29 protein-coding genes are annotated in these 20,954 nt (G+C 57.9%); 17 read left to right on the top strand and 12 right to left on the bottom strand.

Features of this window, described 5'->3' with window-relative positions:
* Window positions 1-42: 42 nt before the first annotated feature.
* The 4 genes from I9187_RS01360 to I9187_RS01375 are packed head-to-tail and all read left to right on the top strand — an operon-like array spanning window position 43 to window position 2,785.
* Window positions 43-498 carry a RidA family protein gene (locus I9187_RS01360; protein WP_171178294.1) on the top strand — a complete coding sequence of 152 codons (456 nt, stop codon included), beginning with the start codon at window positions 43-45 and terminating at the stop codon, window positions 496-498.
* Window positions 495-1,262: a glycerophosphodiester phosphodiesterase family protein gene (locus I9187_RS01365; RefSeq protein ID WP_171178292.1), complete on the top strand. Its 768-nt coding sequence runs from the start codon at window positions 495-497 to the stop codon at window positions 1,260-1,262. The genes I9187_RS01360 and I9187_RS01365 overlap by 4 nt, the downstream gene beginning before the upstream one ends.
* 45 nt (window positions 1,263-1,307) lie before the next feature.
* Window positions 1,308-2,495 carry a GNAT family N-acetyltransferase gene (locus tag I9187_RS01370; protein ID WP_209509346.1) on the top strand — a complete coding sequence of 396 codons (1,188 nt, stop codon included), beginning with the start codon at window positions 1,308-1,310 and terminating at the stop codon, window positions 2,493-2,495.
* Window positions 2,492-2,785, top strand: a complete 294-nt coding sequence (locus I9187_RS01375) for a 4a-hydroxytetrahydrobiopterin dehydratase (protein ID WP_171178288.1) — start codon at window positions 2,492-2,494, stop codon at window positions 2,783-2,785. Before I9187_RS01370 ends, I9187_RS01375 begins: the two co-directional genes overlap by 4 nt.
* Here the strand turns inward: I9187_RS01375 and I9187_RS01380 are convergent.
* The 4 genes from I9187_RS01380 to I9187_RS01395 form a co-directional block, all read right to left on the bottom strand.
* A complete protein-coding gene (locus I9187_RS01380; RefSeq protein WP_171178286.1) occupies window positions 2,782-3,090 on the bottom strand; it encodes a hypothetical protein in 309 nt (102 codons plus the stop codon). The two genes, I9187_RS01375 and I9187_RS01380, sit on opposite strands and share 4 nt — an antisense overlap.
* Window positions 3,091-3,113: 23 nt before the next feature.
* On the bottom strand, window positions 3,114-3,461 hold the full coding sequence (locus I9187_RS01385; RefSeq protein WP_245222904.1) for a hypothetical protein: 348 nt from the start codon (window positions 3,459-3,461) through the stop codon (window positions 3,114-3,116).
* 11 nt (window positions 3,462-3,472) lie between these two features.
* Window positions 3,473-3,718, bottom strand: a complete 246-nt coding sequence (locus tag I9187_RS01390) for a glycine zipper 2TM domain-containing protein (RefSeq protein ID WP_171178282.1) — start codon at window positions 3,716-3,718, stop codon at window positions 3,473-3,475.
* Window positions 3,719-3,819: 101 nt separating this feature from the next.
* Window positions 3,820-4,305: a peroxiredoxin gene (locus I9187_RS01395; protein WP_171178280.1), complete on the bottom strand. Its 486-nt coding sequence runs from the start codon at window positions 4,303-4,305 to the stop codon at window positions 3,820-3,822.
* Window positions 4,306-4,404: 99 nt separating this feature from the next.
* Between I9187_RS01395 and I9187_RS01400 the strand changes: the two genes are divergently transcribed.
* Genes I9187_RS01400 through I9187_RS01415 form a run of 4 tightly spaced genes read left to right on the top strand, consistent with a single transcriptional unit; the run spans window position 4,405 to window position 7,003 of the window.
* Window positions 4,405-5,616, top strand: coding sequence for an FAD-dependent oxidoreductase (locus I9187_RS01400; RefSeq protein WP_171178278.1), 1,212 nt, complete (start codon window positions 4,405-4,407; stop codon window positions 5,614-5,616).
* Window positions 5,613-6,176 carry a 16S rRNA (guanine(966)-N(2))-methyltransferase RsmD gene (rsmD, locus tag I9187_RS01405; RefSeq protein ID WP_171178276.1) on the top strand — a complete coding sequence of 188 codons (564 nt, stop codon included), beginning with the start codon at window positions 5,613-5,615 and terminating at the stop codon, window positions 6,174-6,176. The genes I9187_RS01400 and rsmD overlap by 4 nt, the downstream gene beginning before the upstream one ends.
* On the top strand, window positions 6,169-6,798 hold the full coding sequence (locus I9187_RS01410; RefSeq protein ID WP_171178274.1) for an HAD family phosphatase: 630 nt from the start codon (window positions 6,169-6,171) through the stop codon (window positions 6,796-6,798). The genes rsmD and I9187_RS01410 overlap by 8 nt, the downstream gene beginning before the upstream one ends.
* A 25-nt stretch (window positions 6,799-6,823) precedes the next feature.
* The gene (locus I9187_RS01415) at window positions 6,824-7,003 is read left to right on the top strand and encodes a hypothetical protein (RefSeq protein WP_171178272.1); all 180 of its coding nucleotides are present in this window, start codon (window positions 6,824-6,826) and stop codon (window positions 7,001-7,003) included.
* Here I9187_RS01415 and map read toward each other — a convergent pair.
* The 4 genes from map to sfsA form a co-directional block, all read right to left on the bottom strand.
* Complete coding sequence (gene map, locus I9187_RS01420) at window positions 6,991-7,803, bottom strand: type I methionyl aminopeptidase (RefSeq protein WP_171093205.1); 813 nt, start codon at window positions 7,801-7,803, stop codon at window positions 6,991-6,993. The two genes, I9187_RS01415 and map, sit on opposite strands and share 13 nt — an antisense overlap.
* 165 nt (window positions 7,804-7,968) lie before the next feature.
* Window positions 7,969-8,343 (bottom strand): hypothetical protein, encoded by a 375-nt coding sequence (locus I9187_RS01425; RefSeq protein WP_171178270.1) that lies wholly within the window; start codon window positions 8,341-8,343, stop codon window positions 7,969-7,971.
* A gap of 22 nt (window positions 8,344-8,365) precedes the next feature.
* Window positions 8,366-8,740 (bottom strand): hypothetical protein, encoded by a 375-nt coding sequence (locus I9187_RS01430; protein ID WP_171178268.1) that lies wholly within the window; start codon window positions 8,738-8,740, stop codon window positions 8,366-8,368.
* A gap of 167 nt (window positions 8,741-8,907) precedes the next feature.
* Window positions 8,908-9,603, bottom strand: coding sequence for a DNA/RNA nuclease SfsA (gene sfsA, locus I9187_RS01435; protein ID WP_171178266.1), 696 nt, complete (start codon window positions 9,601-9,603; stop codon window positions 8,908-8,910).
* A gap of 50 nt (window positions 9,604-9,653) precedes the next feature.
* On the opposite strand from sfsA, the gene I9187_RS01440 reads away from it, so the two are divergent.
* The 4 genes from I9187_RS01440 to I9187_RS01455 are packed head-to-tail and all read left to right on the top strand — an operon-like array spanning window position 9,654 to window position 12,570.
* Window positions 9,654-10,376 carry a molybdopterin-binding protein gene (locus tag I9187_RS01440; protein ID WP_171178265.1) on the top strand — a complete coding sequence of 241 codons (723 nt, stop codon included), beginning with the start codon at window positions 9,654-9,656 and terminating at the stop codon, window positions 10,374-10,376.
* Window positions 10,373-11,083, top strand: a complete 711-nt coding sequence (locus I9187_RS01445; RefSeq protein ID WP_171178263.1) for a GNAT family N-acetyltransferase — start codon at window positions 10,373-10,375, stop codon at window positions 11,081-11,083. The genes I9187_RS01440 and I9187_RS01445 overlap by 4 nt, the downstream gene beginning before the upstream one ends.
* A gap of 15 nt (window positions 11,084-11,098) precedes the next feature.
* On the top strand, window positions 11,099-11,671 hold the full coding sequence (locus tag I9187_RS01450; RefSeq protein ID WP_348540061.1) for a peroxidase-related enzyme: 573 nt from the start codon (window positions 11,099-11,101) through the stop codon (window positions 11,669-11,671).
* On the top strand, window positions 11,668-12,570 hold the full coding sequence (locus I9187_RS01455) for an OmpA family protein (RefSeq protein WP_171178261.1): 903 nt from the start codon (window positions 11,668-11,670) through the stop codon (window positions 12,568-12,570). Before I9187_RS01450 ends, I9187_RS01455 begins: the two co-directional genes overlap by 4 nt.
* Window positions 12,571-12,647: 77 nt before the next feature.
* Here the strand turns inward: I9187_RS01455 and I9187_RS01460 are convergent, their stop codons facing one another.
* Window positions 12,648-13,553, bottom strand: coding sequence for a LysR family transcriptional regulator (locus I9187_RS01460; protein WP_171178259.1), 906 nt, complete (start codon window positions 13,551-13,553; stop codon window positions 12,648-12,650).
* A gap of 227 nt (window positions 13,554-13,780) precedes the next feature.
* Between I9187_RS01460 and I9187_RS01465 the strand changes: the two genes are divergently transcribed.
* Both I9187_RS01465 and I9187_RS01470 read left to right on the top strand, forming a co-directional pair.
* Window positions 13,781-14,221 (top strand): DUF4399 domain-containing protein, encoded by a 441-nt coding sequence (locus tag I9187_RS01465; protein ID WP_171178257.1) that lies wholly within the window; start codon window positions 13,781-13,783, stop codon window positions 14,219-14,221.
* A gap of 67 nt (window positions 14,222-14,288) precedes the next feature.
* On the top strand, window positions 14,289-14,897 hold the full coding sequence (locus tag I9187_RS01470; RefSeq protein ID WP_171178255.1) for a LysE family translocator: 609 nt from the start codon (window positions 14,289-14,291) through the stop codon (window positions 14,895-14,897).
* A gap of 6 nt (window positions 14,898-14,903) precedes the next feature.
* On the opposite strand, the gene I9187_RS01475 is transcribed toward I9187_RS01470, so the two are convergent.
* The gene (locus I9187_RS01475; protein ID WP_171178253.1) at window positions 14,904-16,931 is read right to left on the bottom strand and encodes an NADPH-dependent 2,4-dienoyl-CoA reductase; all 2,028 of its coding nucleotides are present in this window, start codon (window positions 16,929-16,931) and stop codon (window positions 14,904-14,906) included.
* Window positions 16,932-17,068: 137 nt separating this feature from the next.
* On the opposite strand from I9187_RS01475, the gene I9187_RS01480 reads away from it, so the two are divergent.
* Both I9187_RS01480 and I9187_RS01485 read left to right on the top strand, forming a co-directional pair.
* On the top strand, window positions 17,069-17,563 hold the full coding sequence (locus I9187_RS01480; protein WP_171178252.1) for an RNA pyrophosphohydrolase: 495 nt from the start codon (window positions 17,069-17,071) through the stop codon (window positions 17,561-17,563).
* Window positions 17,564-17,630: 67 nt separating this feature from the next.
* Window positions 17,631-18,275 carry a hemolysin III family protein gene (locus I9187_RS01485; protein ID WP_171178250.1) on the top strand — a complete coding sequence of 215 codons (645 nt, stop codon included), beginning with the start codon at window positions 17,631-17,633 and terminating at the stop codon, window positions 18,273-18,275.
* 59 nt (window positions 18,276-18,334) lie between these two features.
* Here the strand turns inward: I9187_RS01485 and I9187_RS01490 are convergent, their stop codons facing one another.
* Together I9187_RS01490 and nth are read right to left on the bottom strand one after the other, a co-directional pair.
* Window positions 18,335-19,324, bottom strand: coding sequence for an adenosine kinase (locus I9187_RS01490; protein ID WP_171237946.1), 990 nt, complete (start codon window positions 19,322-19,324; stop codon window positions 18,335-18,337).
* Window positions 19,321-19,965: an endonuclease III gene (gene nth / locus I9187_RS01495; protein ID WP_171178242.1), complete on the bottom strand. Its 645-nt coding sequence runs from the start codon at window positions 19,963-19,965 to the stop codon at window positions 19,321-19,323. Before nth ends, I9187_RS01490 begins: the two co-directional genes overlap by 4 nt.
* 116 nt (window positions 19,966-20,081) lie before the next feature.
* On the opposite strand from nth, the gene I9187_RS01500 reads away from it, so the two are divergent.
* Complete coding sequence (locus I9187_RS01500) at window positions 20,082-20,933, top strand: bifunctional helix-turn-helix domain-containing protein/methylated-DNA--[protein]-cysteine S-methyltransferase (protein ID WP_171178240.1); 852 nt, start codon at window positions 20,082-20,084, stop codon at window positions 20,931-20,933.
* Window positions 20,934-20,954: the final 21 nt, after the last annotated feature.

Below are 20,954 nucleotides of genomic sequence, written 5' to 3' on the forward strand. Positions count from 1 at the left end.
GTTAGCGTCCGGCAGAGTCGAATTTAGGGAAGGACCCTCTCAATGAGCATCGCCGCAAAACTGGAAACCCTGGGTGTCACGCTGGATGACGCACCTGCACCCGCTGCCAACTATGTGCCGTTCGTGCGCGTGGGCAATATCGTTTATGTCTCGGGCCAGATCTCGAAAGCTGATGAACTGATCACCGGCAAACTGGGCGACGATATGGACGTTGAGGCCGGAGCTGCTGCGGCCCGGGTTTGCGCGATCAACCTGCTGGCGCAGGTCAAGGCAGCCTGCGGCGGCGATATCGAGAAACTGGTGCGTGTGATCAAGCTGACTGGTTTTGTAAACTCGACAGCAGAGTTCACAGCACAGCCACAGGTGATCAACGGTGCCTCCGATTTCATGGTCGAAGCGCTGGGCGAAGCGGGCCGTCATTCACGTTCCGCAGTCAGCGCGGCGTCCCTGCCGTTGGGTGTGGCGGTTGAAATCGAAGGTATTTTCGAAGTCGAATGATACCACCTTTGCCAAACGCGTTTTTGCAGGTCCCTATTGCTCATCGGGCTCTGCATGACATATCGGACAACCGCCCGGAAAACAGCCGGGCGGCTATTCAGGCAGCGATTGACGCGGGTTACGGGATCGAGATCGATCTTCAACTGACATCGGATGACCGGGCCATGGTTTTCCATGACTATGATATGGCGCGTCTGACCGGTCAGCCCGGGCCGATCCGTCAGGTCTCGGCGGCTGCAGCTTCTGGCGCGACCCTTTTGTATGGGGATGATGGCATTCCAACGCTGGATGAGGTCCTAGAGATGGTGGCAGGTCGGGTACCGCTGCTGATCGAACTGAAAGATCAGGACGGTGAAATGGGTGCCAATGTGGGCGCGTTGGAGCGGGATACCGTCCGCGCATTGCAGGGTTACGACGGTCCTGTGGCCCTGATGTCCTTCAATCCCAACTCGGTCGCTGAACTGGCACGGCTTGCCCCGCATCTGCCGCGCGGCATCACCACTTGCGCCTATGAACCCAGCGTCGAACTTTTGCCCCAAGGCGTTTGCGACAATCTGCGTGGTATTCCGGATTTTGATCGTGTCGGAGCAAGTTTCATTAGTCACGAGGCCGCTGACCTGTCGCGCCCCCGCGTGGCTGAATTGAAGGCGCGCGGGGTGCCAATCCTGTGCTGGACTGTCCGATCGCCTGAACAAGAGGCAGAGGCTCGCAAAGTTGCCGACAATGTGACTTTCGAAGGGTATCTGGCTGCGCATTCGGCTTGAACCTCCTTCAGGCTGTCACAGATAAAGGGCAGGCGCGGAGGACATATGGATCAGGCACAGATCGAAATTCAGGTATTGGGTGCTCTGTCGCAGATTTCTGCGGCAGAGTGGGATGCCTGCGCTTGCCCCGAAGCCGTTGATGGCGGGCGGCCTCTTGATCCCTTTACAACCCATCGGTTTTTACTAGCGCTGGAAGAAAGCGGCTCGGTTGGTCGCGGCACAGGCTGGCAGCCGCAATATTTGACTGCTTATCTTGATGGTATGCTGATCGCAGCGGCCCCGATGTATGCCAAATCGCACAGTCAGGGCGAATATATCTTCGATCATAGCTGGGCCCATGCTTATGAAAGCGCAGGTGGACGTTATTACCCCAAGCTTCAGATCGCAGTGCCGTTCACCCCGGCAACCGGACGACGTTTCCTGGTGCGCCCGGGATACGAGAGGATCGGCATGTCAGCTCTGGTGCAGGGCGCTGTACAACTGGCGGCGGATAATCAGGTTTCGTCGGTTCATGCGACCTTCTGTACCGAGGACGAAGCGTTGGCCGGTGAACAGATGGGCCTGATGTTGCGCGGCTCGCAGCAGTTTCACTGGTTGAATGAGGGCTATTCAGACTTCGACGCTTTCCTGGCTGCCCTGTCATCGCGCAAACGCAAGAACATCCGCAAGGAGCGGGCGCAGGCCAATGACTTTGGCGGTGACATCCGCACCCTGACCGGCGAAGCGTTGCGCCCGGAACATTGGGATGCGTTCTGGCGATTCTATCAGGATACCGGCGCGCGTAAGTGGGGCTCGCCGTACCTGATGCGCCAATTCTTTGATATTGCACAGGAAACCATGTCGGATGACATGGCCTTGGTGCTGGCGGAACGGAACGGCTTTGCCATCGCGGGTGCGTTGAACTTCATAGGCCGCGAAACGCTTTTTGGCCGGTATTGGGGTTGCGTTGAACATCATGCCTGTCTGCATTTCGAACTGTGCTATTATAGGGCGATAGACTTTGCCATTGCCCATGGTCTGGCCCGGGTCGAGGCGGGCGCTCAGGGTGAACACAAGTTGGCGCGGGGCTATTTGCCAACGCGCACGCATAGCTTGCACTGGGTTGGCGATCCGGGTTTTGCTGATGCCGTCAAAAAATATCTGGACGCCGAAGGACGTGCAGTGGGAGAAGAGATCGAGATCCTAACGGACTACGGTCCGTTCAGGAAATCGAACCCGGAGGAACAGCAATGACCGAACTCTTGTCGACAGAAACCCGCGGCCCGCTGCTGGATCCGCTGTTCAAGAACGGTTGGACGATGGTCGAAGGCCGAGATGCGATTACAAAAACGTTTATATTCGACAATTTCGTTTCCGCTTTTGGCTGGATGACCCAGGTAGCGATTTGGTCCGAGAAATGGAACCACCATCCCGAATGGTTCAACGTGTACCGCACGGTCGAGGTTGTTCTGTCCACCCATGACGTAGGTGGTCTGTCCTCATTGGATGCCAAACTGGCACGCAAGATGGACAGTCTGTGCTAGCGATCATTTCCCGAGCCTTGGCCTCCGGCAAGTGAGGCCGTGGTCGCCATCTGCCTGAACTCGGCTGGCGTGACATAGCCGTCGCTGACATCTATGGATGCAGGAATCCTGGTGGTCTTGTTGCCAATCTGGCGCACGCTCCGCGCTGCTGGGTTTATGTCCAGACAGCGGTTTTGATAGCAGGTCAGCCCGGAAAGGTTGATTTCAATGCGAGACTGCCCATCCGGTCCCGTCACCACAGTAGCCTGCGGAACATCACAGGCCGCGACCAGTGCCAATGCGCCCAAACCAATCCATTTGTTCATACCAAGCTCCTGTCGTGACAGGCTTAATCCAGTTGGCCATTGCCATCCTGATCCGCCGTGTTGAAGTCCTCATCCATCTGAGCATCATATTCCGCTCTTGAGATAAAGCTGTCTTTGTTGCGGTCAACATTCTGAAACTGCTTGATGTCCAGAAACGGTTTGGCCTCTTCCAGGCCCAGGGTGCCGTTTTTGTCTTCATCCATGGCCTGAAATGCATAGTCCGAGAATGCGTCGAACTCGTCTTTTGATAAGAACCCGTCATTATTCGCATCAATGGCGTTCAGTTCTTTTTCATGCAGCTCTGCAACGGTTTCGGCGGCGGCTGCCGAGGTCAGAAATGTGATCATGAGTATGATAATTCCGCGTGTCATGGTTGACCCTTTCAGCATGCAAATCTCTGGCCTTCAAAGCCACCAGCCGCGGCACCCGCAGCGGTAAGGATTGTCTTGCCCGACCCGCCACCAAATTGATTGCCGATGGCGCCACCGATCAACGCACCGCCCAAAGTTCCGCCCAGGCACGCGATCTCGTGTTGGCGCGCGGCTTGTTGCTGTGGGGTGGGTGCCGGTCCGCAGGATGCTAGAATGGCGGAGCCGGTCAGGATAAGTGAAAATGTCTTAAGTGTCATAAAGAACTCCCCAAACGCCTGGATCAAGTATTCGCGCATTAGGGAAGAGCATCAAGTTAATTTGGGTTTTGATGGCCCCGAAAAACCGGGGCCGAACTCTATCAGATGACGTCCAGCAGGCCTTCACCGGCAGAGATTTCGCATGCGCCCGGGTTTTCTTCCAGGTTCAAGGCAGTGACTTTGCCGTCCTCAACCAGCATGGCATAGCGTTTGGACCGGGCAATCAGACCGGCGGGCGGGGCGTCGAAATCCATGCCGATGGCTTTGGTGAATTCTGATGCGGCATCTGCCAGCATGGTCAGACCGGCGTCAGACGCGCCGGTGGCTTCGCCCCAAGCTTTCATGACAAAGGGGTCGTTGACCGAAATGCAGATGATTTCGTCTACGCCTTTGGCGTCGAACTGATCTTTCGTCCGCATGAAGCTGGGTACATGCGCGGAATGGCATGTCGGTGTAAACGCCCCAGGAACAGCAAAGATCACCACTTTGCGGCCCTTGGTCTTTTCTGAAATCCGAACCTCTTCCGGCCCGTCCGCGCCCATCTGGGTCAGTGTCGCTTCGGGAAGGGCGTCTCCTGTTGAAATCATTTTTCAGCTCCTGTTGTTTGGATTTGCAGAATTGGGCTTAGCCGCAATATAGGTGGTCCAAACACGGAGACCACGGGAAAACTGCAGGGTGGGCAAAACATGAGCCATATTGTCGTGATCGGTGCCGGTCAGGCGGGTGCATCTTTGGTGGCGCGTTTGCGCAAGGATGGGTTCGACGGGGACATCACCCTTGTCGGCGCTGAACCGCATTTGCCCTATCAGCGCCCGCCTTTGTCCAAAGCATACCTGCTGGGCGAGATGGAGCTGGAGCGCCTGTTCCTGCGGCCCGAGAGTTTCTATGCCGAGAACAACATCACCCTGCGTCTGGGCCAGCGCGTCACGGGCATCGATCCGCAAGCCAAGACTGTGACGTTGGGGGACGAAGTCATTTCTTACGACGAACTGGCGCTGACCACCGGGTCCGATCCGCGCCGTCTGCCCGCGGCAATTGGTGGTGACCTGGAAGGTGTGCATGTGGTGCGCGATCTGGCGCATATCGACGATATGGAGCCCAAGGTCACTGAAGGTGCTCGTGCGTTGATCGTGGGGGGTGGCTATATCGGGCTTGAGGCCGCAGCCGTCTGCGCCAAGCGAGGCGTCAAGGTGACTCTGGTCGAGATGGCAGACCGTATTCTACAACGGGTTGCAGCACCCGAGACCAGCGACTATTTCCGTGCATTGCACAGCGAGTATGGTGCGGACATTCGCGAAGGCGTCGGGTTGGATCGGCTGATTGGCAAAAACGGAAAGGTGACGGGGGCCCTGCTTACCGACGGCACCGAGCTTGAGGTTGACTTTGTCGTGGTTGGTGTCGGCATCGCGCCCGCAACCCAATTGGCCGAGATGGCGGGGCTTGAGGTGGACAATGGTATCAAGACCGATGCCCATGGCCGCACTTCGGATCCGTCAATCTGGGCGGCAGGCGATTGTGCCTCGTTTCCACACGGTGAAGGCCGGATCAGGCTAGAGAGTGTGCCTAACGCCATCGATCAGGCCGAGATCGTCGCGCAGAACATGCTGGGCGCGGCCCGGGATTATGTGGCGACCCCATGGTTCTGGTCGGACCAGTATGACGTCAAACTGCAGATCGCCGGTCTGAACACCGGATATGACCGCGTTGTGACCCGCAAGGGCGAAGGGCAGACCGTGTCCTTCTGGTATTACAAGGGCGATCAGTTGATAGCTGTGGACGCAATGAACGATCCCCGCGCGTATATGGTCGGCAAACGCTTGATCGACGCAGGCAAGACGGCCGATCCGGCCATCGTGGCGGATCCGGACGCGGACCTGAAGCCGCTGCTTAAAGCGTGAGAATCATCGCCGGAGAGTTCCGGGGCCGCGCCTTGGCCTCGGTCGGCAAAGGGGATGCGGGGGCACATCTGCGCCCCACCACTGACCGTGTGCGCGAAAGTCTTTTCAACGTCCTGACCCACCAGATCGATTTTGACGGCCTGCGCGTGCTGGATCTGTTCGCAGGAACCGGGGCGCTGGGGCTTGAGGCGCTGTCGCGTGGTGCGTCTCATGTCACCTTTGTTGATGACGGACGTGTGGCCCAAGGGCTAATCCGCAAGAATATCGACCTGACCCACAGCGCCGAGCGTACCGATCTGGTCCGCCGCGATGCCACCCGGCTGGGCGACAACCCGAAGGCCCCATATGATCTGATCTTTCTGGACCCCCCCTACGGCAAAGCGTTGGGCCAAAAGGCAGTGACCGCAATAACCGCCGGTGGATGGGTCGCTGATGACGCCTTACTGGTTTGGGAAGAAAATGCTCCGATGCAGCCACCTGCCGGGTTCACGTTGCAGGGCAGTCGGAAATATGGCGACACGTATATCTCTTTGATATGGAAAGACGAACCGGATGCATGATCTGGTGATTTTTGATTGCGATGGCGTTCTGGTAGACAGCGAAGTGATCTCGAACCAGGTGCTGGTTGAAAATCTAGCTGGCTATGACCTGCACCTGACACTGCCTGAATGCATGTCGCTGTTTGTAGGCGGAACAATGGTCGGGGTGCGCGACAAGGCACGCAGCATGGGTGCCGATTTACCCGATGACTGGGTGGATCAGATCTATGCTGAAACCTATGACCGACTTCGCAAAGGGGTTCCTTTGGTGCCTGGTGTTTCCGAATTGTTGGTGGCATTGGATCAAAACGGCATCCCGTTCTGCGTTGCGTCAAACGGCAGCCCGGACAAGATGAAGATCACCCTGGGTCAGAATGGGCTCTGGGACCGGTTCAAGGACGTTATGTTCTCGGCTCATGTTCTGGGAACTGGCAAACCGGACCCAAGGATGTTCAAGCTGGCCGCTCAGCACTTCGAAGCAAACGCCCCGGTGGTTATTGAAGACAGCGAGAACGGCGTCACTGCGGCCACCCGGGCGGGTATGCGCTGTTTGGCCTACGCACCGCATGGCGGCAGGCTGGCAGATCTGGGTGCCGAAGTAATCACGCACATGTCACAAGCGCACCAGTTGTTGGGACTCTGACCCTTTGTTGTGCTAAGGTGCAGGCATGGACCGCGCCCTGACACCCTTTAGTTGGACGTTTTCCCACGACGCCGAAGCCTCGACCGGCCCCGAGCGCAAACCCATGCGCGCGCCTGTTTTCATCCACGACGCGGTGACGCCTTGGGGGGCAGAGACAATGCTGCTGAAAGTGATGCGCGAACAGGCTGCCGATCAGGAGGAATAGGTCGGGTGGAACTTATCGCCCGGCGAGAGTGTAAAAATCTCGACCCCATCCGCTGTGACACCCACCGAATGCTCGAACTGTGCCGACAGTGACTTGTCGCGGGTCACAGCAGTCCAGTCGTCGGCCAGTGTCTTGGTTTCAGGACGGCCCAAGTTGACCATCGGTTCGATGGTAAAGAACATACCCTCTTCCAGAACCGCGCCAGTGCCCGGACGGCCATAGTGCAAAACGTTGGGCGGCGCGTGGAACACGCGGCCCAGACCGTGGCCGCAGAAATCACGCACAACACTCATCCGGTGCGCTTCGACATAAGCCTGAATGGCGTGGCCGATATCGCCAAAAGTGTTGCCGGGCTTCACCATCTCGATGCCCTTGAACAGCGCGTCATGGGTCACTTGAATCAGCCGCTCTGCTTTGCGGGGCAATTTACCGGCCACATACATACGCGAGGTGTCGCCGAACCAGCCATCGACGATCACAGTCACGTCGATGTTCAGGATGTCGCCATCCTTCAGCTTTTTTTCACCCGGAATGCCATGGCAAACGACGTGATTGACGCTGATGCAGCTGGCGTGCTGATAGCCTTTGTAGCCAATCGTGGCCGAAGTTGCGCCTGCGTCTTCGACCATCTGCGTGATCAGCCCGTCAATCGCGCCAGTGGTCTGGCCGGGAAAGACGTGTTCTGCAATATCATCCAGAATGCGTGCCGCCAAAGCCCCTGCCGCGTGCATTCCGGCAAAGTCGCTTTGTTCATAGATGCGGATGCCGTCTTTGGTCAGGCGGCCACGATGTTCTTTCATCGACGCTAAGCTCCAAATGTTTCGCGCAGCATTCCTTTTACGCTGCTTGTGCAGAAAGTACCAGAGGGCGCAGGGTCACACTCTTTCAGCGAAGTAGTTCGACGGCTTATCAGTTTCAACAGCCGCTCTCTCATGCCATTACTACGACCCTATGTCGCGACAGGCTCAATCCCACGCTATTTTCGGGGGTGGAGTGCCGCAAACTTCCAAACGAGCGGACAGTGCGATCAATTTGCCCTTGGTCGCGGCTATTTCGCCCTCCAAATCATCCCCAGATAAACTGGATACAGGAACGCCGATTAACAGCACGCCGACAGCGTCACCAGCAACCGCTTGTTTTTGTGCGGAAACCAAGGCAGGCACTCTGGCAACCTCTTGTTGGTAGAGTTGTCGTGCCTTTGCGCAAGATACGTCGTTATAGACGTCTCCGATTGGAACCGGTGCAATCGAACTTGGTTGTTCCGCGCACGCGGTGACGGCGAGAAGGACGGCCAATGTGACTAAATTTTTTTGCATGCTGAACTCAGTGATTTCTGACATAAGGCGACAGTTTCGCGAAGGCTCAGCAGGTATAGGTGAACTCCCACTGAGGGTCGATGACCAGTTGGGCAGAACGGATGTCACATGTTCTGCCGGTTGACTTCAGGTACTCTGCCGCCGCCGATTGAAAGACCAACTGCGTGGGGTCCATACTGCCAGCCAAGCCGAATGTTGCCCCTTCGGCGGCACCTGCCAATGCCGCATCTCCCAAGCTGGGCGTCAGCATAATCAAGCCGCTTTCAGGCTTGTCGAAGACGCGCCAGGTTCTGCCAAAGGCTTCGAAGTTTATTGGGTCGACGTCGCCATATGTCTTCATCGCGTAACTCATGCCCGAGCAAGAGGCCGTGTATAGGAGTGCGGCGCACAGAACGGTCATACCAATGGCTTTGTATCGCATGACAAATCTCCCCTCGAAATTGTCGTGCTGAATAGCAAAGCTTTTTGTATGCTCATTAACCTTGATATGAATCAACAAATAGCGTTTTAAGAATGTTTATAGTGAGCTTTAGGTTTGACCCGAGACGCTAGGTTATCTTGTTTCTGGCGGGTGCTGCTGAATGGCCTCTAGATCGGTTTGGGTAAGACTGCGACGCCTAAGGGTGAAATCTCTGTCCCATACACCAATCGTTCCACCCCCTGCGCCTGTGCTGTTTCAAACGCCGCCGCATAGGCCGGGTCAATATCAGCCGCCAGCGCAAACCTGTCGCAATCGGTACGCTGGACCAGATACAGCATGATCGCGCGGTGTCCTTGCGCGGCCATGGCTGCCAGCTCGCCCAGATGCTTTGTGCCGCGTGCCGTGACACTGTCGGGAAACTCGGCCAGGCCGGGCTGGCGCGAGAGGGTCACGCTTTTGACCTCGACATAAGCGTCGGGCAGGCCCGGCCCGGTCAGCAGGAAATCGATGCGGCTGTTTTCGCCGTATTTCACTTCGGGCCGGACGGTGTCATAGGCGGCCAGTTCTGCAATCTCACCGGCTTCAAGCGCTGCCCTTAAGGCGCGATTGGGAACCGAGGTGTCAACGCCGGTGAAATGCCCGTTTTCGTGATCCACCAAACGCCAGCCGTATTTCAGCTTTTTCTTGGGGTCGTCATTGGGTTCCAGCCAGATTTTCTCGCCCGGTTCAGCCAGCCCCATCATCGATCCCGGATTGGCGCAATGGGCCGTAACCTCTTGCCCGTCTTCCAGCGTGCAATCAGCCAGAAAGCGTTTGTAGCGGCGGATCAGGCGGGCGGGGACAAGAGGGGTTTCAAATCGCATGGTTCAGGGCCTATACCTGCCCCTGAGAACGATCAAGAGGGGAGAGCGCCATGGCCAATCCAACTGCAGCAATGCTGGTGATCGGGGATGAAATCCTGTCCGGCCGCACCCGTGATGCCAACATGCACTTTCTGGCGCAGGAGCTGACCAAACACGGCATCGACCTGAAAGAAGTGCGCATTGTCAGCGATGACGCCCCCGCCATCGAAGCGGCGGTCAAAGCACTGTCTGATGCCTATGACACCGTCTTTACCAGTGGCGGCATCGGTCCGACACATGACGATATCACCGCCGATTGCATCGCGCGGGCCTTCGACACGCCGATTGATATTCGGGATGACGCGCGGGCGCTGTTGCAGGCGCATTACGACAAATCGGGGTTGGAGCTGAATGCCGCCCGACTGCGCATGGCCCGCATTCCCGATGGTGCGGCGCTGATCGACAATCCGGTCTCGACTGCACCGGGCTTTATCCTTGCGAACGTGCATGTGATGGCCGGTGTGCCTTCGGTGTTTCAGGCCATGGTGGCCAGTGTTCTGCCAACGTTAACCGGAGGCAGTCCCTTGCTGTCGCAAACTCTGCGCGTGGATCGGGGCGAGGGCGATATTGCCGCAAACCTGTCCGCCTTGGCCGAAGAGTTCAGCGACCTGTCCATTGGCTGTTATCCGTTCCAGATCAACGGGGCCTTCGGTGCCAACGTTGTGATACGGGGCACTGACGGAAGGCAGATCGATGCGGCGATGACCCGTCTGGCGAAAGAGTTGGAGCTTTGAGCACCAACTGGGCGGATATTGTCGACGGCACTTGGCCCGCCGCAGGCTACAAGGCGCTTGGCCCGTTCCAACTGCGCGAAGGGCAGGGTGGTGGGTCACGCGTGTCTGCCGCCAACGCGCTGGGTCCTGCCAGGGACGCGGATATTGACGCCGCCGAGGCCGCAATGCTGGCCATGGGGCAAAAACGCATTTTCTGTCTGCGTCCGGGTGATGAGGCTCTGGACGCGAAACTGGCTGATCGGGGGTACAGCGTTCTGGACCCGGTCAACATCTATGCCTGTCCGGTCGACCTGCTGACAGATCAACCGATCCCTCCGATCATGGTCTTCTCGGTCTGGGAGCCGCTTGAGATCATGCGTGAAATCTGGGCTTCGGCCGGGATTGGGCCAGAACGCCAAGCGGTGATGGCGCGCGCGAAGGGCCCCAAAACCAGTCTGTTGTTGCGCCACAACGACAAGCCCAGTGGCGTAGCATTTGTCGCGATGCACGGGGATGTTGCGATGGTCCACGCACTTGAAATCCTGCCCGATCATCGCCGCCAAGGTCTGGGCCACTGGACCATGCGCGCGGCGGCAATCTGGGCGCGGGACAATGGCGCGCAGACCCTCAGCGTGATCTGCACCAAGGCCAACGTGGGAGCCAATGGTCTTTATCGCGCACTCGGGATGGAGCTTGCGGGCGAATACCATTACCGTCACCTTGAGTGAACTGAAGAGGCCGCCGTGACACAGAAAGACATGCCCACCGCGCTGAACCTGCCCATGGTCGATCCGCTGCCGCCGGAAACGCAGAAATACTTTGATATCTGTGTCGAAAAGCTGGGAATGGTGCCGAACGTATTGAAAGCCAACGCATTCGACATCGACAAGCTGAACGCCTTCACAGCGATGTACAATGACCTGATGCTGGTCGACAGCGGCTTGTCCAAGCTGGAGCGCGAGATGATTGCGGTGGTGGTATCGTCGATCAACAAGTGCTTCTACTGTCTGGTCGCACATGGCGCGGCGGTGCGTCAGCTATCGGGTAATCCGCAACTGGGTGAGATGCTGGTGATGAATTACCGCGTCGCGCCGCTGGAGCCGCGTCAACGTGCGATGTTGGATTTTGCCGCCAAGATGACCACTGCCAGTGCCGAGATTGAAGAACCTGACCGCCAGAAACTGCGCGATGCCGGGTTCACCGACCGGGATATCTGGGACATTGCCAATGTCACCGGGTTCTTCAACATGTCCAACCGGGTGGCCAGCGCGACCGCAATGGTACCCAACGAAGAATATCACGCACAGTTTCGATGATCCGCGCCGCCGCCCTTGTTTCAATGCTTCTGACAGGTCCGGTTCTGGCACAGGACCTGACACTGCCCAGCAGTGCGCGTCAGATCAGCGACCGGACCTCGCCGCTGGATAGCTATGACCTACCGACGGGGCCTTATGCCGATGGTGCAGTGCCAGCAAAGACCGTTGAGGGGCAGGTCGAACGGTTCACATGGCGGCTTCAGGCCGGGTCCAGTACGACCCTGCAACTTCTGGCCCCGCTGCGCGACCAGATCGAGGCGCAGGGATACAAAATCCTGTTCGAATGCGAGGCTCAAAACTGTGGCGGCTTCGATTTTCGATTTGGTACCGAAGTTGTGCCGACACCGGACATGTATGTCGCCATTCAGGATTACCGCTTCCTGTCGGCCACCAAAGGGCCTGTTGTGTTGAGCCTGTTGGTCAGTCGCAACCCGCCGGATGGCTATGTTCAGCTTATCCGTGTGACGCCGCAGGATGCTCCTGACCCTGATCCGGTGGTGATCGAACAGGCCGTCGAAGGTTCGGGCGGATTGCTCGAGGCTCTGACTAGCACTGGGCATGTGATCCTGGATGATTTGCATTTCCCTACGGGCGAGGTGGCGTTAGGAGAAGGGCCATTTGGCTCACTGGCCCTGCTGGCCGGATATCTGGCCGACAACCCGGAGACGCGGTTGGCGCTGGTGGGGCATACCGACGACACCGGCGCGCTGTCGGCCAATATCTCTGTCAGCAAAAGCCGGGCCGAGGCCGTACGCACCCGATTGATCGAGGCGCATGGCGTGGCCCCCGAGCGGATTGAGGCGCAAGGCGTGGGCTATCTGGCTCCGATAACGTCCAATGCAACGCCTGAAGGGCGCGACCTGAACCGCCGGGTCGAGGCGGTTTTATTGGTCAACTGAAACTGTGCCGCCGAGTCTGAAGGCAAAAAAAGACCCGCACTTTGACATGCGGGTCATAGGTTGGTCTTCAGGGAGAATTACCAGTCCATCGGGCCTTTGTCGTGGTAGGAATTGACCAGGAAGTCGATGAAGGCCCGAACTTTGGGTTGTGTGAAGCGGCCGGGTGGGTAGACGGCATAGATGCCCTGAACCTCATCCGGCAGTGATGGCATGGCGTCGACCACCTGCCCTGATTTAAGCGCATCGGCATAAAGATAGCTGGGCAGATACGCGATCCCCAGCCCCGAGATGGCCGCGTTCAGCAGCGACTGCCCGTCATTCACGCTCAGCCAGCCCGCAGTGCGCACCTGACGCTTTTCACCCGAAGGTGCCGTCAGTTTCCAGACATTGCCCGAGGACTGGCTGGAATAGTGCAGCAGCTTGTGTTCGTTCAGATCATCAATCTTCTGCGGGCGACCGAAGCGCTCTATGTAGCTGGGCGCAACCACCATGCGCTTCACGGTTTCAGTCAGTTTACGGGCGCGCAACGTGCTGTCTTCCAGCTCGCCAATGCGGACGGCCACGTCAAATCCTTCGGAAATCAGTTCGACATAACGGTTGTTCAGAACCATGTTCACGGTGATGTCGGGATAGGCGGCCAGGAACTCGGACAGAACGGGGGACAGGTGATTCACGCCGAAATCCGTGGCAACGCTGATGCGCAACAGGCCAGATGGGGCCGACTGCATTGAGGTGACCAGCGAATCTGCCTCGCCCGCGTCATTCAGAACGCGCCGTGCGCGGTCATAATAGGCAAGGCCGATTTCTGTCGGCGACACCCGACGCGTGGTGCGGTTCAGCAACCGGGCCCCCAGACGCGCTTCGAGGCTCGAGACATGTTTGGACACGGCGGATTTGGAGATGCCCATCTTTTTGGCCGCATCGGTGAAGCCACCTTGGTCCACCACATTGGCGAAGGCTTCCATTTCAGTCAGTCGGTCCATACTTGTTCCCCAGATCTTGATTTCCTCCCTGACTATGGCGCTGAATCTGGGCGGAAACGGGGCATACATGGGATAATATCAGGGATTTGAATCGGATCGTTTGCGTATGGGAAACGCAGAAACAGTGGTTTCCAAATGCGCCGCAGCCCCTGTGTGGCTGTGTTTTTTGGCCAATTGGACTAATCTATTAGTTTGAGAATGGCATTTTTGTGACAAGGGAGGAGACCATGAAGACCGTTTTCACCATCGCTGCCTTTTGCCTTTTTGCGGGTTTCGCACACGCCGGGGGTGAAACGCCTTCGAACCCCGAAGCAAAGGTCTATTTCGTCAATTTGTCAGACGGTGACGCAGTGCAATCGCCGGTTACGGTTGTCTTTGGCCTCAGCGGAATGGGTGTCGCTCCGGCAGGGACCGAGAAGGAAAACACCGGCCACCACCACTTGCTGCTTAACCGCCCACCAATTGGTGAGGGTGATGACGGCGCAGATGAGCTGGCCTATGGCCTGCCGGCCGACGACAACCACATGCACTTCGGAGGCGGTCAGACCGAGGTGACACTGGACCTGCCCCCTGGTCAGCACACGTTGCAACTGGTGCTGGGGGACGCGGGCCATGTGCCGCATAACCCGCCGATTGTGTCCGAGGTGATTACGATTACCGTCGAATAAGCAACCACGGGCCTGTTTACTTTCGCGTTGATGTGGGGAACTCTCCGGCGCGTGTTCGGGGGGTTTCATGTCGCTTGAGTTTCTTCTTACGTCCTTGATCGTTGTTCTGTTGCCGGGTACCGGCGTCATCTACACGCTGGCCATTGGGCTTGGCCGAGGATTTCGCGCCAGCGTCGCGGCAGCAGCAGGCTGTACACTTGGGATCGTGCCCGCCGCTGTAGCCAGCATTATCGGCCTGGCCGCTTTGCTGCATACAAGCGCGCTGGCCTTTCAGGTGCTCAAATACCTTGGCGTGCTCTACCTGTTCTATATGGCGTGGGGAATCGTCCGTGAGGGCGGTGCGATGGAAGTGAGCGCCGAAAAATCCGGTAAAGGCTACCTAAAGATTGCGACGACCGGCACGCTTATCAACGTTTTGAACCCTAAGTTGTCTTTGTTCTTCCTTGCGTTCCTGCCGCAATTCCTGCCCGCCGACACAAGCGATGCGGGGCTGGCTTTGGTGCAACTGGCGCTTGCGTTCATGGCGATGACCTTTGTTGTATTCATCGCCTACGGGGCCTGCGCGGCTTTGGCGCGGGACTACATAATCCACCGCCCGTCAGTGATGGCCTGGATCAAACGTTGTTTTGCAACAGCCTTCGGCGCGCTTGGGGTAAAACTTGCGCTGTCCGACTGACCAAGCTTAAAGCTCGGCCGCCAATCGTGTTCCTTGATTGATCGCACGTTTGGCGTCCAGTTCGGCCGCTACATCCGCACCGCCGATTACGTGCGGGGTAACGCCGCGTTCGATCAGTGCGTCCGCGAGCGACCGGTCTGAAACCTGCCCGGCACACAAAACGATCGTATCCGCCGAGATCACTGTGGGGTCTGCACGGTCTTCGCCAAAGCTGACATGCAGGCCGTCGTCATCAATGCGCTCATAGTTCACGCCGCCCACGAAGTTGACGTTTTTCATCTTCAACGCTGCACGGTGAATCCAGCCAGTGGTTTTGCCCAATCCCTTGCCGTGCGCCTGTTTCTTGCGCTGTAGCAATGTGACCTGACGCGCTGGCGCGCTGGGTTGAGGCCCTTCTGGCGCAAGGCCCGAGCGGTGCTCGGCCGGGTCTGTCACGCCCCATTCCTTCATCCAAAGCGGCAAGTCGGTGGTTGCGCTGTGCCCGTCCTCCAAAAGAAATTCGGAGACGTCAAAGCCGATGCCACCTGCACCGATCACGGCGACAGATTCGCCGACTTCGGCCTTGCCACGCAGCACGTCGATATAGCTGAGGACATTTTTCCGATCCTGCCCGGGAATCTGTGGATCACGCGGGGTGACGCCGGTTGCGATGATCACTTCGTCAAAGCCGGCCAGGTCGTCGGCGCTGACCTCACGGTTCAATTCCACCTTCACGCCCAGATCGGCCATCATTGTGCGATACCAGTCGACCAGCCCCCAGAACTCTTCCTTGCCCGGCACCTGTTTGGCCATGTTCAACTGTCCGCCAATCTCTGCGGCGCGGTCAAACAAAGTCACGTCGTGACCACGCTGGGCGGCTGTCATGGCCGTGGACAGACCGGCGGGGCCCGCACCGACAATGGCAACGTTTTTCTGCGTTGTGGCGGGCTCAATCACCAGCTCAGTCTCATGACAGGCGCGGGGATTGACCAGGCATGTCGTCAGTTTGCCGCTGAATGTATGGTCCAAACAGGCCTGGTTGCAGGCGATGCAAGGCGCGATCTGCGCAGATTGTCCTGCGATTGCTTTGTTGACAAAATCCGCGTCCGCCAGCATCGGGCGGGCCATCGAAACCATATCGGCACAGCCGGTGGCCAAGACCTCTTCGGCGACCTCGGGCGTGTTGATCCGGTTTGAGGTGATCACAGGTATCGAAACCTTGCCCATCAACTTTTTCGTCACCCAAGCAAAGGCTGCACGCGGGACGCTGGTGGCGATGGTCGGAATCCGCGCCTCGTGCCAACCAATGCCGGTATTGATGATTGTGGCACCGGCCTTTTCTACTTCTTGCGCCAGTTGCACCACTTCTTCATGGGTTGAACCATTGGGGACCAGATCAATCATCGAAAGGCGGTAGATGATGATGAAATCGCGGCCAACGGCCTCGCGCGTGCGGCGCACGACCTCAATCGGCAGGCGCATTCTGTTTTCGTAGGACCCGCCCCAGCGGTCTGTGCGTTTGTTGGTATGGGTCACAAGGAACTGGTTCAGGAAATACCCTTCAGACCCCATGATCTCGACCCCGTCATAGCCCGCCTGTTGGGCCAGAACGGCGGCGTTTACAATGTCGCTGATCTGTTTTTCGATGCCGTCTTCATCCAGCTCATTTGGCGGAAAGGGAGAGATAGGGGACTTCACCGGGCTTGGGGCTACGCATTTCGGGCCATAGGCATAGCGGCCTGCGTGCAGGATCTGCATCGCAATCTTGCCGCCTGCTTCGTGCACCCGCTGGGTCACGATGGAATGGTTCGCCACCTCTTTTTCATTGGTCATCATCGACGCGCCGGGCAGAACCGAGCCCTCAAGATTTGGACCAATGCCACCTGTCACCATAAGCGCCACGCCGCCGCGCGCCCGGTCCGCATAGAATTCAGCCACCCGGTTCCAGTCACCGGTTTCCTCAAGCCCCGTATGCATCGAGCCCATCAGCACGCGGTTCTTCAAGGTAGTAAAGCCCAGATCCAGCGGGGCCAGCATGTTTGGGTACGCAGTCATGGCGAAACTCTCCCTCCCGAATATGCGAGTTAGATTGACCTTCGCGTCACCTTTGTCACGCGAAACCCCACGTCACCCTCTTTGCTGTTGCCCCTGTGGTTGTTAGAGGTTGGCGGAACAACCCGAAGAGGCCCCGTATGACCCCCGAAGACATCGCCAAGCTACCCTATCGCCCATGTGTGGGGCTAATGCTGATAAATGCGGACGGCAGGATTTTTGTGGGTCAGCGCAATGATCGCCACAAAGACGCGTGGCAGATGCCGCAGGGCGGCGTGGACAAAGGCGAAGACCCGCGCGATGCGGCCCTGCGCGAGTTGTGGGAGGAAACCGGGGTAACCTCGGACCTGGTGGAGATCGTGGCCGAAACCGACGGTTGGCTGCTCTACGATCTGCCGCAGGACATCGTGCCCAGGATCTGGAAAGGGCGCTATCGCGGGCAAGAGCAGAAATGGTTCCTACTGCGCTTTGTCGGTAAGGATGACCAGATCAACATCGAAACCGACCACCCAGAGTTTTCACAATGGAAATGGCAAGCGCCTGATCGGTTGATCGACGAGATCGTACCGTTCAAACGGGACGTGTACGAGCAAGTGCTGGCGGCTTTTGAAGACCACCTCGGCTCGTATAAGTGACGCTTGGGAAAGTTGGACATCCTTTTGGCGGGACTTTAGCGCAGAGCTGTTTTTTAACTGGCCAGTCATGATGCAAACAACCTATCCCAGCCCAATACGCGCGCATCGCACCGCGGACATGGTTGTCCATGTGATCGGGTTGTCCTTGATCCTGACGGCTGGGGGTTTGCTGATCGTGAACGCCTATCAGCGTCTGGATGTCGCGCTGCTTTTTGCTGTCATCGTTTATGTTCTTTGCGCGCTAGCGTCGAACCTTGCGTCTTGTGCCTATCATTTCGCGCCCTGGCATGACCGTCGCAAGTTGTTGCGCCGTATCGACCACGCCGCGATTTATCCCAGTATCTGCGGGACGTTCACACCATTCTTCGTTCAGGCGGGCACGGCATGGACCATGACCTTGCTTTGGGTGTGCTGGGGGCTGACCATCGCAGCCGTCTGGAACAAGATCGCGAATGAGACGGTTAAGTCGCGATGGTCGACGGCGTCATACCTTGGTTTGGGTGGTATCGGTTTAGGCGCAATCCCAGACATGACCACCGTTCCCGCAGCCACCCTTTGGTGCATTGCGGGCGGTGCAGTCAGCTATGTCGTTGGAACGATGTTTTACGCCCAAAAGACACTGCCGTTTCGTTATGCGATTTGGCACGTCTGGGTGAACCTGGGTGGGGTTCTGATGTTCGTCGGAATCTGGCTGGCGCTGTTTTCTAACTAAAGGGTAGGGTTGGGGCGCTGACGCCCCAATCCATTTTGTGAAAAGGATTCGATCCGAGGTCAGAGCAACCCTTCGGCGCGCAGCAATTCCTGCATGTTTGCCTCGGGGCGCGGACCGATATGGCTGATGACTTCGCGGGCACAGACATTGCCGATCTTTGCACAAGTCTCGTAATCTCGACCTGTGGCCATGCCAAACAGGAAGCCCGCAGCAAACTGATCGCCAGCACCTGTTGCATCCACGGGCACAATCTTTTCAACCGGCACGTCAATGCGGTTGTCACCACTCAGAACAGTGACACCGTCGCCTGACCGGGTGCAGACCACCAGCGGACAGATTGCGGCTGTTTTGGCCAGCGCTTCCTCCAAGTCGTCGGTTTCGAACAGAGATTTGATCTCGGCCTCGTTGCCGATCACGAAATCCAGCTCATTCTCGATCAGCAACAGGAAATCGACCCGGTGACGTTCCACGCAGAACGGGTCGGAAATGGCGATACCGGCCTTGCCACCACCCTTATGACAGGCACGTGCAGCTTCAAGAAACGCGGCTTTGCCTTTTTCTTTGTCGAACAGATAACCTTCGAGGAACATGATCTGGCTGTTGCCTGCAACATCATCCGAAACGTCCTGCGAAGACAGCTCGGACGAAATCCCCAGATAAGTGTTCATCGACCGCTCGCCATCGGGCGACACAAAGATCATCGAACGCGAGGTCGGCAGCTCTCCTCCCGGGACCGGGGGGTTCACGAAGTCAACGCCGTCTTCGTTCATCGCATCCGCATAGAACCGCCCCAGCGCGTCGTCATGCACGCGCCCGATAAAAGCGGCGTCCAGTCCAAGGGCACCGGCACCTGCAATCGTGTTGGCGACCGAACCGCCAGGCGTCTGCACGCGGCCTTCCATCGAGGCATAGAGAACTTCACCGCGCTCCTGCTCGATCAGCTGCATGATGCCTTTCTCGATGCCCATCAGTTCCAGGAAACTGTCGTCGGCCTGGGAAATCACGTCTACGACGGCATTTCCGATGCCGGTCAGTTGGTAAGTTTTCATTGGGTTTTGTCCTCGAATCGACAGAGATCACGGATGATGCAGGTCGGGCATTGCGGCTTGCGTGCCTTGCAATGGTACCGGCCATGCAGGATCAGCCAGTGATGCGCATGTAGTTGAAAGTCAGCAGGTATGTTGTCTTCGATGGCGCGCTCGACTGCGTCTACGTCCTTGCCGGGGCAAATGCCGGTTCGGTTGCCTACGCGAAAGATGTGCGTATCAACCGCCTGCGCGGGTTGCCGCCACCACATGTTCAGCACCACATTGGCCGTCTTGCGGCCTACACCGGGTAGGGATTGCAACGCGGCGCGTGAGTTGGGCACCTCGCCATCATAGTCCTCGACCAGAATTCGGCTGAGTTTGATGACATTCTTCGCCTTTTGGCGGAACAGGCCTATGGTCTTGATATGTTCGATCAGACCCTGTTCGCCCAGGTCCAGCATCTTTTGTGGTGTGTCGGCGATCTTGAACAGCTCGCGCGTGGCTTTGTTGACGCCAGCGTCGGTCGCTTGCGCCGACAGCGCCACGGCCACGACCAGGGTATAGACGTTCACATGCTCCAGCTCGCCCTTGGGTTCGCGGTCGGCGTCCTGAAAGCGCGTAAAGATCTCGCGGATCGTATGATAATCGAGTTGCTTTGCCATCCGGGCCTTAATGCCGCCCAAGGTCCCGTGACACAAGCCCAAAGCCAATGCGCAAGTTCCGGGTCGCTTGGGCGTGGCCTGCGCGCTATGGTTTTGTCAGGAAATGAGGTGGAACCATGAATGTCCAGACCCCGGAAAGCGGATACCACTACAACGTCATGCGCCGCGCGATCGATCTGATCGATCAGGGCGGCGAGGGCCTTAGCCTTGATGAGCTGGCCCACCAGATGGATATGAGCCCGGCCCATTTCCAACGTCTGTTCTCGCGTTGGACTGGGGTGTCACCGAAGAGATACCAGCAGTACCTGACACTAGGCCATGCAAAGGCATTACTGCGGGAACGATTCACCACGCTGGAAACGGCACATAACGTTGGCCTCTCGGGCAGCGGACGCCTGCATGATTTGTTCCTGAAATGGGAATCCATGAGTCCCGGCGAATACGCCCGCAAGGGTGAAGGTCTCACGATCTATTGGGGTTGGTTCGAATGCCCCTTTGGTCCTGCGCTTGTCATGGGAACAGACAAAGGTATCTGCGGCATGGCCTTTGGGGCAGAGACCGGGGAAGAGGCCGCGATGGAGGACATGATTTCGCGCTGGCCCAAAGCGGATTTCGTCGAGGATCCGATGCGTTTGCGTCCTTGGGTGCTCAGCGCTTTTGGGGCTGCCAGCGACCGGTTGGAACCAACGCCGCTTTACCTGATCGGATCGCCCCTGCAGATCAAAGTGTGGGAAGCGTTGATGCATATCCCATCAGGACAAGTCACCACCTATTCCGAGATCGCGCAGCGCGTAGGCTCGCCACAAGCCGTGCGTGCGGTGGGAACGGCAGTTGGGCGTAACCCGGTTAGTTGGTTGATCCCCTGTCACCGCGCGCTGCGCAAATCGGGTGGCCTTGGCGGCTATCACTGGGGCCTACCGGTAAAGCGGGCCATGCTGGCGTACGAAGCTGCTCAGGCGGATGCCTGAGACATAGAGTGAGGCATCCTA

The organism is Ruegeria sp. HKCCE4148 (genome assembly GCF_017872495.1).
Lineage (GTDB): Bacteria > Pseudomonadota > Alphaproteobacteria > Rhodobacterales > Rhodobacteraceae > Ruegeria.